Source organism: Streptomyces sp. NPDC050617 (assembly GCF_040654795.1).
GTDB lineage: Bacteria > Actinomycetota > Actinomycetes > Streptomycetales > Streptomycetaceae > Streptomyces.
On record NZ_JBFAIS010000012.1, the window covers coordinates 168,828 to 180,963 of the forward strand.

Annotated in this window: 9 protein-coding genes; 5 read left to right on the forward strand and 4 right to left on the reverse strand. The window is 69.4% G+C overall.

The genetic code is table 11. The features are described from left to right. Positions 1-12 precede the first annotated feature (12 nt). Positions 13-1,611, reverse strand: coding sequence for a peptidase M23 (locus tag AB0I49_RS18645; RefSeq protein ID WP_363228039.1), 1,599 nt, complete (start codon positions 1,609-1,611; stop codon positions 13-15). 252 nt (positions 1,612-1,863) lie between these two features. Continuing rightward, positions 1,864-3,411: a peptidase M23 gene (locus tag AB0I49_RS18650; protein WP_363228040.1), complete on the reverse strand. Its 1,548-nt coding sequence runs from the start codon at positions 3,409-3,411 to the stop codon at positions 1,864-1,866. Positions 3,412-3,620: 209 nt separating this feature from the next. On the opposite strand from AB0I49_RS18650, the gene AB0I49_RS18655 reads away from it, so the two are divergent. Both AB0I49_RS18655 and uppS read left to right on the forward strand, forming a co-directional pair. After that, positions 3,621-4,910: a LysR family transcriptional regulator gene (locus tag AB0I49_RS18655; RefSeq protein WP_363228041.1), complete on the forward strand. Its 1,290-nt coding sequence runs from the start codon at positions 3,621-3,623 to the stop codon at positions 4,908-4,910. A 158-nt stretch (positions 4,911-5,068) separates the two neighbouring features. Continuing rightward, positions 5,069-5,845, forward strand: a complete 777-nt coding sequence (gene uppS / locus AB0I49_RS18660; protein WP_363228042.1) for a polyprenyl diphosphate synthase — start codon at positions 5,069-5,071, stop codon at positions 5,843-5,845. A gap of 94 nt (positions 5,846-5,939) precedes the next feature. On the opposite strand, the gene AB0I49_RS18665 is transcribed toward uppS, so the two are convergent. After that, positions 5,940-7,418 carry an erythromycin esterase family protein gene (locus tag AB0I49_RS18665; RefSeq protein ID WP_363228043.1) on the reverse strand — a complete coding sequence of 493 codons (1,479 nt, stop codon included), beginning with the start codon at positions 7,416-7,418 and terminating at the stop codon, positions 5,940-5,942. 84 nt (positions 7,419-7,502) lie between these two features. Next, positions 7,503-8,816, reverse strand: coding sequence for a DUF1343 domain-containing protein (locus AB0I49_RS18670; protein WP_363228044.1), 1,314 nt, complete (start codon positions 8,814-8,816; stop codon positions 7,503-7,505). Positions 8,817-8,942: 126 nt separating this feature from the next. On the opposite strand from AB0I49_RS18670, the gene AB0I49_RS18675 reads away from it, so the two are divergent. The 3 genes from AB0I49_RS18675 to AB0I49_RS18685 all read left to right on the forward strand — a co-directional run bounded on the left by AB0I49_RS18675 (position 8,943) and on the right by AB0I49_RS18685 (position 12,117). Further along, positions 8,943-9,755: an SDR family oxidoreductase gene (locus AB0I49_RS18675; RefSeq protein ID WP_363228045.1), complete on the forward strand. Its 813-nt coding sequence runs from the start codon at positions 8,943-8,945 to the stop codon at positions 9,753-9,755. Positions 9,756-9,780: 25 nt separating this feature from the next. Beyond that, entirely contained in the window at positions 9,781-11,430 is a 1,650-nt protein-coding gene (locus AB0I49_RS18680) for an AMP-binding protein (protein WP_363228046.1), read from the forward strand. 93 nt (positions 11,431-11,523) lie between these two features. Beyond that, positions 11,524-12,117 carry a TetR/AcrR family transcriptional regulator gene (locus tag AB0I49_RS18685; RefSeq protein ID WP_363228047.1) on the forward strand — a complete coding sequence of 198 codons (594 nt, stop codon included), beginning with the start codon at positions 11,524-11,526 and terminating at the stop codon, positions 12,115-12,117. The last annotated feature ends 19 nt before the right edge of the window (positions 12,118-12,136 follow it).

Genomic DNA, 12,136 nt, shown 5'->3' on the forward strand with positions numbered 1-12,136 from the left:
CGGCTGGTGTTTTCAGTAGCCGATGCCGGGGCCGGGGCCGTTGAGGTGGTCCCAGTTGGACCAGTAGGGTTGTTGGCTGGTGTTGTATCGGTGGTAGATGCCGCCGCCGTTGGAGGCGATGGCTTCGAGGCGGCCGTCGGCGTTGTGTCCGGCGGCGATGTCGGTTCCCGGTCCGCCGAAGTTGGTCTCCCAGTTGTGCCAGCCGCTGTTGGGGCTCTTCTGGACGATGTGCTGGGCGCCGGCGGTGTTCACCGCGAAGAGTTCGATGCGTCCGTCCGCGGACCGTTCGGTCGCCAGTTTGGCGTTGCCGAGGCCCCCGAAGGATTCCCAAGACGACCAGTAGGGTTGTTCGCTCGTGTTGTATCGGTGGTAGATGCCCCCGCCGTTGGAGGCGAAGACTTCCAGTCGTCCGTCTTTGTTGGTGCCGACGGCCAGGTCGTAGCCTCCGCCGCCGAAGTTCTCCCACGGGTGCCAGCCGCTGTTGGGGGATTTCTGCACGAGGTGTCCGAATGCGCTGTCGCTCAGTGCGAAGACTTCGATGCGGCCGTCGGATGAACTCGCGGACGCGAGGCGGGAATCGGCTGGTCCGCCGATTGATTCCCAGTTGGACCAGTAGGGTTGTTGGCTGGTGTTGTATCGGTGGTAGATGCCGCCGCCGTTGGAGGCGAAGACTTCCAGCCGCCCGTCCTTGTTCTTCCCTACGGTCAGGCCGTAGCCTCCGCCGCCGAAGTTGGTCTCCCAGTCGTGCCAGGCGCCGCTGGGATCCTTCTGTACGCGGTGCCACAGCGTCTGTGTGTTCAGTGCGAAGACCTCGATGCGGCCATCGGCAGACCGTGCCGACGCCAGATTCGCGGACTTCGGGCCGCCCCAGAACTCCCAGGCGGCCCAACCGCCGTTCTGCGACGTCTGGTAGGCATGCCAGACCCCGTCATCCCCACCGGCGAAAATCTCCATCCGCCCATCAGCGTCCGACGCCGTCACCACCCGGTCACCGGAGAAGGTCTGGCTGTCCCACAGCGCCTTGGCCATGGTCACAGCATCGTTTGCTTCGACGCCGTAGCGGTATCGGTACTGACTCGCGGGCCGCTGTACGTCAGCGGCTACGTCACCGATGGGCGCCGAATTCCATGACCCGTTCGGATAGAAGTTCTGCATGACGTCGAGAAACTTATTGGTTGCCCACGTCGCGTTCGTTCGCTGAGCGAAGGACCCCCAAGAAGCCCTCTGCTGGTACAGACCCACTGAGTCCGCGTCGCCACCGTCGAGGTTACTGATACTGGATTCCACGATGGTCGTGGCCAGAGCGATCGCGGCAGCTCGCTGGTTGAGCCCACGGTCTTTCACGGCCTGCACGATGACCCTCGCGCATGAAGCACGGTATGCCGTCATGTTATGGGCCATCTTGTTGGAGAGGACCGCGTTCAAAGAAGAGGCTTTCGTTGCGTCTGCCGGGCTTGGTCCTGCGGGGTCACACGCAAGGTTCTCGTAGAAGGCGCGAGCCTCGTACGGGGTGATCTCGGATGGATCCACGGGGCGAGTGGAAGCGCCCGCGAAGGTCGCCGTCGCAGTGATGCCGAGGGTCCAGGCTAAGACACCGGTGAGGATGGCCATGCATCTGAACCGCCAGGAAGATTTTGGCATTTATTTCTCGTCTTTCTTCTGTCTGGTCAGAAACCGAGATTCTCCAATTGAGGCCGGGGAGGCGCCAAGTACCGCCTTTTACGACGGCAAGGCGCCCCGCCCGGGTGGGATATTCGCACCGCGATCCGGACGCGCTCTTCGCCGGCCGTGGCTGGGACCAGGTGTTCTACCGCGAGTGGCTTCGAGCCGGTTTCGTCGTATTTGCGCGAGCGGCTGGTGTTTTCAGTAGCCGATGCCGGGGCCGGGGCCGTTGAGGTGGTCCCAGTTGGACCAGTAGGGCTGTTGGCTGGTGTTGTATCGGTGGTAGATGCCGCCGCCGTTGGAGGCGATGGCTTCGAGGCGGCCGTCGGCGTTGTGTCCGGCGGCGATGTCGGTTCCCGGTCCGCCGAAGTTGGTCTCCCAGTTGTGCCAGCCGCTGTTGGGGGATTTCTGGACGATGTGCTGGGCGCCGGCGGTGTTCACCGCGAAGAGTTCGATGCGTCCGTCCGCGGACCGTTCGGTCGCCAGCTTGGCGTTGCCGAGGCCCCCGAAGGATTCCCAAGACGACCAGTAGGGCTGTTCGCTGGTGTTGTATCGGTGGTAGATGCCGCCGCCGTTGGAGGCGAAGACTTCCAGCCGCCCGTCTTTGTTGGTGCCGACGGCCAGGTCGTAGCCTCCGCCGCCGAAGTTCTCCCACGGGTGCCAGCCGCTGTTGGGGGATTTCTGCACGAGGTGTCCGAATGCGCTGTCGCTCAGTGCGAAGACTTCGATGCGGCCGTCGGATGAACTCGCGGACGCGAGGCGGGAATCGGCCGGTCCGCCGATCGACTCCCAGGAGGACCAGTAGGGTTGTTCGCTGGTGTTGTATCGGTGGTAGATGCCGCCGCCGTTGGAGGCGAATACCTCCAGCCGCCCGTCCTTGTTCTTCCCTACGGTCAGGCCGTAGCCTCCGCCGCCGAAGTTGGTCTCCCAGTCGTGCCAGGCGCCGCTGGGGTCCTTCTGGACGCGGTGCCACAGCGTCTGTGTGTTGAGTGCGAAGACCTCGATGCGGCCATCGGCAGACCGTGCCGATGCCAGATTCGCGGACTTCGGGCCGCCCCAGAACTCCCAGGCGGCCCATCCGCCGTTCTGTGACGTCTGGTAGGCATGCCAGACCCCGTCATCCCCACCGGCGAAAATCTCCATCCGCCCATCAGCATCCGACGCCGTCACCACCCGATCACCGGATGGCGAATCGCCCAGAATGTTGTTGTACCGATACGGCACGTACTTCGAACTCGTACTGGACCATGCGTACTCACTGCGCATCGTATGGGGTGGCGTTTGTTCGTATACCCAGTATCGCGAGTGAGCGCTGTCCAGCCAGCCGCCGAAGATTCGTACGTGCCCCATCTCATTGGGCCAGTTGGGGCTCTGCCACAGCAGAATGTCGCCGGGAAGAAGCTCTTCCTTGGCGATTTTCCGGCTGATCTGAGGCAGGGACTGCGTGGTATAGCTGGTGTTCGCCGACCAGGCGAAGCTGACGAACCCTGAGCAGTCCTTGCGGTATCCGTCTCGGTAGCTGTAATTGTCATACGGAACGGATGCGTCCACCCAAGTCTTAGCCCTGGCCAGAACTTCGGCGCGAGTGATGGACTCGCTTTGTGCTGCTGCTGCTGCTGCTGTCTGGCCGGCAGTCAGGCCGGAACGGATACCCGGTATCGTGCTGGGCGCTGCCGTTGCGGGTGCCTGAAAGTTCAAGAGCACCGCGAACGCGATGCAGAGAAGGACGACAAAGCGTCTTTCTCTCAATCTGTATCTCCCCATCGCTTAAACCCCCTTGGAGTGATTTTCTCAAGTTATTCAAGTTATTCAAGTTGTTCGGAGTGAGACGTCGACAGGCAGATCGGCTCATGGTTGCCGGCAGCGCTCGACAGGATCGGTTTCGCTGGTGATGTGTTGATCCGGCACCCAGCCGATGCGGCTACGTGGTGAATCCGCCCTCATGGACAACCACCCGTATGGGACCCGCCGTGCCGACGGCCACGTGGTCCGACGAGATCTGTGTGCGCAGTTGCCGAAGCCGTCAGGTCCAGGCCCAGGCCGGCCGACGACGCGACGCGATGGCGAGCGCGGCGCCCGCGCGGTGTTGTGACAGCGGCATTGCTTCCCCCGATGAGATGACATCGCGTTGCTACTGCGGACAGTGCGCGGGTTTTCCGCAGTTCCAGCGCGGCAATGAGATGGTCCGGACCCATCTTGGCCAGGCGCATTGTGTGGGTAAAGAGAAGGCCGATGCCGACTGGGGCGAGATTGATACCGTGATGGGTATGGATACCTCTGCGGGGGACGGCCCGGCCGGGGGCGGGGAGGACCCGGGAACCGGCTCCTCCCGTGAACCGAGCGTGCATCAGTTACGTCTGTTCGTCGTGCTGGCCGAGGAGTTGCACTTCGGGAACGCCGCGCGGCGCATGTTCATCAGCCAGCCTGCGTTAAGTCGCCAAATCCGTGCTCTCGAACGGCGTCTCGGGGTGGATCTGGTGGCTCGTTCGAGCCGCCGGGTGGAGCTCACACCGGCAGGTCGGGCGCTGCTGCCGGAAGCGCGGACGGCGGTGGAGGCGGTGGACCGTATACGCCACGTCGCACAGACCCAGATCCGGTGCGTCCAGGGTCGGCTGGCGATCGGCTCCATCGGGGCGGAGGCCCAACAGCCGTACACGCGGGCCATTTTGGCGGAACTCCGTGCACGGAACCCCGACCTCAAGCTCGATGTGTGCAGTCTCGATATCGCACACCATGTCCTGGCACTGACCCAGGGTGAGGTCGACGTGGCCTTCCTCGTCTCTCCCATGCCGCCGGGCATCGAGACCTTGACGCTTGCCACCGGGCCACGTGTGGCGTGCCTGCCTGCCGATGACCCGCTCGCCGACCGGACCAGCGTCACCCTGGCCGAACTGGCAGGGCGCCCGGTCGTCGACGTCCCGCCCGAATGCCCCCGGACGTGGTGGAACTTCTGGGCCGTCGACCCGCGCCCGGACGGCACGCCTGTGCGCTACGGGCCGGTTGTTCATGACGTCGAGGCGTTGTTCCTGGCCGTTGCCGACGGGGAAGCCATGGCCTTCCTGCCCGGCGCCGCGCCGACCTTCTTTCCCCGCCCCGGCGTGCACTACGTAGAGGTGTCGGACGCGTCACCCGGCACCGCCGCCCTGGCCTGGATGGCCAAGAACCGCACGCTGCCCACGATCGACGCCATACGCCGCGCTGCCTCCACCGTTCTGCGAAGGGCGCCGGCACCGGACCCCGGCCGCTGACCCCGCGTCGACCGTCGCCGATGTGGTGCGAGGCGGGCGGGGCTCGTGTTCGCCCTCCCCGCGTCGTGCGCGCCCGGCATACTGGGGCGCGGTGGCCCCGCCGCCCCCCGCCCCGCCTCGCCCGCTCGCCGTGTTCGCGAAAGGACGCCAAGGACGCCATGGGTATCACCGCTCCTCTCTATGCCCTGTACGCGAACCGGCTGCGCCGCCAGGTGCAGGACGGGGCGCTGCCCGAGCACATCGGGCTGATCATGGACGGCAACCGCCGGTGGGCGCGGCAGATGGGGATGGCCGACCCCAGCCAGGGCCACCAGCGCGGCGCCGAGCACGTCGAGGACGTGCTGTCCTGGTGCGAGGCGCTGGGGATCAAGCACATCACGGTGTTCGTCTGCTCCACGGAGAATCTGCGGCGGCGCGAGGACACCGAGGTCGCCTACCTCATGAAGCTCATCGAACAGGTCGCCCGCGACAAGCTGTGCCGCCCCGACGCCCGCTGGCAGGTGCACATCGCCGGCACGCTCGACGTCCTGCCCGACAGCACGGCCCATGCCCTCAAGAACGCCGTCGAGGCCACCCGCTCCTGCCCCACCGGGGCTCACGTCACCCTCGCCATCGGCTACGGCGGCCGGCAGGAAGTCATCGACGCCCTGCGGGAATTGATGACCGAGCGCGCCGCCGAGGGCCTGTCGCTGACCGAGCTGGCGGCCTCCCTGACCGTGGACGACATCGCCCAGCACCTCTACACGGCCGGGCGCCCCGACCCCGACCTCGTCATCCGCACCAGCGGCGAGCAGCGGATGTCGAACTTCCTGCTCTGGCAGAGCGCGTACTCCGAGCTGTACTTCTGCGAGGCGTACTGGCCGGCCTTCCGGGAGATCGACTTCCTGCGCGCGCTGCGCAGCTTCTCCGCGCGGGAGCGGCGGTACGGCGGCTGAGCGGGGAGCGGGGAGCGGGGAGCGGGGAGCGGGGAGCGGGAAGCGAGGAGCGGGGCGGCCGGCGGGAAGACCAGTCCCGCTGCCTCACCGGCCCTCACCGGCCGTCGAACAGCCGGGACGCCGTCACGCGGTGCAGGTGGATCAGCAGATCGTACGAGCTCCCCAGCGCCGTCATCAGCGGCGGTGTGGGGTACGCCGTCCCGATGCCGCGGGTCGGGCGGGCCTCGGCCAGCCAGGCGCGGGCGGCGGGCGGCGCGGTGCGCATGTCCAGGTAGTAGTCGCGATACGGGACCTGATCCAGGAGGTGCTCGTTGCTGCCGGGCTCGGCCGGGCCGACCGTATGGACGGCCGGTTCCCCGCCGTCCGGGCCGGTCGCGTTGAACGCCCCCGCGTCGAACGTGAGCCGGACGTTGCGGTAGTCCGCGCCGAGCCGCTCCCGCAGGAACGCGCCCTGCACCTTCGGGTAGTTCGCCGGGGCGTCGCTCTCGTACGCGACGTGCGTGTTGTGCGCGGACAGCAGCATCTTGCGGCCGGTCCGCCGCTGCCACCAGGCGGTGTTGGCGGCCATCGCCTCGTCGCGGAAGCGCATGGCCGCCCGGTTGCCCTCCGCCGTGTCGAGGTCGTGCGCGTAGAGCGAGGCGACCTGCGAGATCGCGCGCGCGTGCCGTACCGTCCAGGCGAACTCCGCGCGGTCCCCGCCCGACCGCTGCCGCCGCAGCAGGTCGAGGGCCTGTCCGGCCCGCGCGGCCAGCTCTCGCCGCTCGGCCAGGGGCTTCGTCATGTACGCGGTCATCCAGCTGTTCACGCTGTCGCCGGGCGCGGGGCGCTGGCTCCGGTAGAGACCGGTGAGGCGCGGCAGCAGGGCGGGGCAGTGGCGCGCCGCGTAGTCCGTCACCCGGTCGAAGAGCTCCGGGCCCGCGTAGCCGACGTCGTCGCCCATGAACTGGACCTTCTCGGCGTGGCGCGTGTTGTAGGCGCGCATCCACTCGATGAGGTCCAGATACTCCTGGTTGTTCCAGAACCGGTAGGAGTTCTGGAACTCCTCCTTCATGATCTGCCGGGCGTTCCCCTTCCCGTGCAGGACGTAGTCGTTGATCCGCAGCCCCGTGCTCCAGTTCGCCTCCAGGGCGAAGGCGGTGAACCCCTTCCGCTCGACGAGATAGCGGAAGAGGCGGTCCTTGTCGGTGATGAACTCGTGCGAGCCGTGCGTCGCCTCGCCGACCCCCACCACCTTCGCGTCACCGATCATGCGGCCGAGCGCCCGCAGATCGTGCGTGTCGTCGCCCGCCGGGTCGGTGGTCCGCAGGGGGTGGGCCGCGCGGGTCAGCGCCCGTACGAGGCCGTCGGTACGTACGGTGCCGTCGGGACGTACGGTGCCGTCGGGACGTACAAGGCTGTCGGTACGAACGGGGTCTTCGGTACGTACGGGGGAGTCGGCGCGCTGCCGTGCCTGGGCCGCCGGCTGGGCCCACGCCGCCGCGCCCAGGCACAACGACAGCGCCAGGAGGAGGGCGGGCCGATTCCGTATGCGTGCGCGTCGCCGGTCGGATGCCGTGCGTCGGGTGGCTGTCATACGGGCCATGGTTTCGGCCCGTACACCTCAACCTCCATACGGGTGGCCCCACTTCGGCGGTGGACGCAGCCCTACCCCGTCCGGTCATCGGTAGTGCAGATACCGTTCCCGCACCGCCCCGAACGCCGCCAGCCCCTCCTGCCAGTCCGCCGCCACCTCGTCCGTCGACGCCCCCGCGTCGATCATCGTGCGGACCCTGGACGACCCCGTGAGCTTGTCGATCCAGTTGTCGGAGCGCCACGCGAAGCCGCGCCACACCTGCTTCGCGGTGACCAGCAGCGCGATGCCGGTACGGACCGGGTCGAAGGCACGCGGGTCGTGGACGTGCAACTGGACGCCGCCCACCGTCTTTCCCTGGAACTTGGAGAACACCGGTACGAAGTACGCCTCCCGGAACCGCACGCCCGGCAGCTCCAGCGCGTCGGCCCGCTCCGCCCACCGCCGGTCGATCCCCTCCGCGCCCAGCAGCTCGAACGGCCGCGTCGTGCCGCGCCCCTCGGAGAGGTTGGTGCCCTCGAACAGGCAGGTGCCCGGATACGCGAGAGCCGTCTGCGGCGTCGGCATGTTCGGGCTCGGCGGCACCCACGGGAGGCCGGTCGCGTCGAAGAAGTCCGTACGCCGCCACCCCGACATCCAGACCGTCTCCAGTTCCACCGCCCGGCCCGCCGCCCGCGCCACGAACTCGCCGTTGAACAGCCGCGCCAGCTCCGCCGCCGTCATCCCGTGTGCCTGCGCGATCGGCTCCCGCCCGACCCCGGACGCCTGCGAGCGCTCCAGCACCGGCCCCCGCGCCGCGCGCCCGGTCAGCGGGTTGGGCCGGTCCAGCACCAGGAACCGCTTGCCCGCGAGGGCCGCCGCGACCATGCAGTCGTACAGCGTCCAGATGTACGTGTAGAAGCGGGCGCCCACGTCCTGGATGTCGAAGACGACGGTGTCCACGCCCGCCTCGGTGAAGATGCCGGCGAGTTCCATGCCGCTCTTGCCGTACGTGTCGTAGACGGGCAGTCCGGTCGCCGGGTCCTTGGAGCCGCTCTCCGAACCGCCCGCCTGCGCGGTGCCGCGGAAGCCGTGCTCGGGGCCGAAGACGGCGACGACGCGCACGCGGTCGTCCGCGTGCATGACGTCCACGATGTGCCGCACGTCGGCGGTGACGCCGGTCGGGTTGGTGACGACGCCGATGCGGCGGCCGGCGAGCCGGGCGTAGCCGTCGGCGGCCAGCCGGTCGAAGCCCGTACGCACCCGGGCCCCGCCGTGGCCGTGCCCGTGGCTGTGATCATGGCCGTCCCGACCGTGCGTACGGGCCCCGGCGCGGGCCGCGGAAGCGGTGGCCGCGACCGTCCCCGCGGCTCCGGCGGCGGCGAGCAGTGTTCTTCTCGACGTTCTTCTCGACAGGTCCATGCCCAGGCACGCTAACGCCCTCGAAGCCCCGGCGGAACGATCCCGCCGAGCCCGCGCCGCCCCCTTCCGCTTCTACATACCGACTGGTTAGTCTGCCGGAACAGTCGAGTCGAGGGAGACGCGAACGTGGAGACCGTGCGGGACGCGGCAGTAGTGGTGACCGGAGCGGGCGGCGGCATCGGCGCGGCCCTGGCCCGCAGATTCGCCGCGGAGGGCGCCCGCGTCGTGGTCAACGACCTCGACGCCGCCAAGGCCGCCGCCGTCGCCGAGGAGATCGGCGCCACCCCCGTGCCCGGCGACGCCTCCGGCATCGTCGGCGCGGCGCGCGCGGCGCTCGGCGGACGCGTCGACGTCTTCTGCGCCAACGCCGGGGTCGCCCCCGCCGGCGGCCCCGAGGCGAGCGAGGAGATCTGGTCGGCCGCCTGGGACGTCAACGTGATGGCGCACGTACGGGCCGCCCGCGAGCTGCTCCCCGAGTGGCTGGAGCGCGGCAGCGGCCGGTTCGTCTCCACCGTCTCCGCGGCCGGGCTGCTCACCATGGTCGGCTCGGCCCCGTACAGCGTCTCCAAGCACGCGGCCCTCGCCTTCGCCGAATGGCTCTCCGCCACCTACCGGCACCGCGGCATCGACGTTCACGCCATCTGCCCGCAGGGCGTGCGCACGGACATGCTCGGCGTGACCGGGGCCGCCGGGGACCTGGTGCTGCGCCCCACCGCCGTCGAGCCCGTACGGGTCGCGGACGAGCTCTTCGCGGCCATGGCCGACGGGCGGTTCCTGGTCCTGCCGCACCCCGAGGTCGCCGACTACTACACGGCGCGGGCCTCGGACCCCGACCGCTGGCTGAGCGGCATGAACCGTCTCCAGCAGAAGCTCGAACGGATCGAGCGGGCCGCGACGCCGGCCGCGACGACACAGGCCGCAGCCGGGACCGGCGAGTAGCCGCGCGCGAAGAAGGGCCGTACCCATGACCACGTACCAGGACAAGCCCTGGCTCGCCCACCTCGACGCCGTGCAGCGGGGCCCCGTCACCCCGCCGCCCAGCGTCCTGCACGCGTTCGAGGACGCGGTCGGCCGCGCCCCCGACCGCACCGCGCTCGCCTACTTCGACGGCCGGCTGACCTACGCGGAGACCGACCGGCTCTCCGACGCGATAGCCGCCCACCTCGTGGAGCGCGGCTTCCGGCGCGGCGACCGCGCCGTGATCACGCTCCAGAACACCCCGCACTTCGTGATCGCGCTGCTCGGCGTCTGGAAGGCGGGCGGCGTCGCCGTTCCCGTCAACCCCATGTACAAGGCGGGCGAGGTCGGCCACATCCTGCGCGACGCCGAGGTGACCGCGCTGGTCTGCGCGGACCACGCCTGGGCGGAGTACCTGCGGGACGCCGCCGCCGACTCCCCGGTCCGCATCGCCCTCACGGCCTGCGCCTACGACTTCCAGAGCCGCGACGACGCGCGCGTGCTGCGCGGCGGGCGCGCCGCCCGGGCGGCCGACGCCGACGACCTGTACGCCGTGGCCCGCTCCGGCGCGCACCGCCCCGCCGACCCCGGCCTCACCCCGGACCACACCGCCCTCATCAGCTACACCTCGGGCACCAGCGGCGCGCCCAAGGGCGCCATGAACACCCACGGCAACATCATGTTCAACGCCGAGCGCCAGCGCACCGGCGGCGGCGTCCCCGAGGGCTCCGTCTACTTCGCCCTCGCGCCGCTCTTCCACATCACCGGCATGGTCAACGAGCTCACGGCCTGCATGGCGAACGCCGGGACGCTGGCCCTGACCTACCGCTTCGAGCCCGGCGTCGTCCTCGACGCGTTCCTCGAACACCGGCCCGCCTTCACCGTCGGCCCCTCCACCGCCTTCATGGCGCTGCTGGCCCAGCCCCAGGTCACGCGGGACCACTTCGCGTCCTTCCGGTCCATCTCCTCCGGCGGCGCGCCGCTGCCGCCCGCGCTCACCGAGAAGTTCCGCGCCGCCAGCGGCTGCTACCTCCACAACGGCTACGGGCTCACCGAGTGCACCGCCCCCTGCGCGAGCGTCCCGCCCGGCACGGAGGCGCCCGTCGACCCGGCCTCCGGCACCCTCGCGGTCGGCGTGCCCGGCCCCGACACCGTGGTGCGGATCATCGACGAGAAGGGCTGCGACGTGCCCTTCGGCGAGCACGGCGAGATCGCGGTGCGCGGCCCCCAGGTCGTACCCGGCTACTGGCGCCGCCCCGAGGAGACCGCGGCGGCCTTCCCCGGCGGCGAGCTGCGCACCGGCGACATCGGGTTCATGGACCCGACCGGCTGGCTCTACGTCGTCGACCGCAAGAAGGACATGATCAACGCGTCCGGCTTCAAGGTCTGGCCGCGGGAGGTCGAGGACGTCCTGTACACCCACCCGGCGGTGCGCGAGGCGGCCGTCGTCGGGGTGCCCGACAGCTACCGCGGCGAGTCGGTCAAGGCGTATGTGAGCCTGCGGCCGGGGACCCCCGCAGAGGGCGCCGACCTCGTCGCGTACTGCAAGGAGCGCCTCGCCGCGTTCAAATACCCGCGCGAAGTGGAGATCCTGCCGGAGCTCCCCAAGACCACGAGTGGGAAGATCCTGCGGCGGGAACTGCGCACCCGCGCGTAGCGGTATCGGCGCGGCGCGAGAACGTACAGAGCGGCGCGGTGCGAGACCGTACAGAACAGCACAGCACGGACAGGTGAAAGGCGGGCGATGGCGATGGCCAGGACGACGGAGGGCGACGCGAAGCCCGTACCGCAGCGGCTGCTGGCCGCCGCCACCCGCCTCTTCGCCGACCAGGGGTACGACCGCACCTCGGTGCAGGAGATCGTCGAGGCGGCGGGCGTGACCAAGGGCGCGCTCTACCACTACTTCGGCTCGAAGGACGATCTCCTGCACGAGGTGTACGCGCGGCTGCTCCGCCTCCAGCAGGAGCGGCTGGACGCCATCGCCGACTCCGCGGCGCCCGTGGAGCGGCGGCTGCGCGAGGCCGCCGCCGACGTCGTCGTCACCACCATCGACAACCTCGACGACGCCACCATCTTCTTCCGCTCCATGCACCAGCTCAGCCCGGAGAAGCACAAGCAGGTACGGGCCGAGCGGCGGCGCTACCACGAACGGTTCCGCGCCCTGATCGAGGAGGGCCAGGAGGTCGGCGTCTTCAGCCGGGACACCCCCGCCGACCTGGTGGTCGACTACCACTTCGGGTCCATCCACCACCTCGGCGCCTGGTACCGCCCGCAGGGCCCGCTCACCCCGCGCGAGGTCGCCGACCACCTCGCCGACCTGCTGCTGAGGGCGCTGCGGGCGTAGCGGAAGTACGTACGGAGGG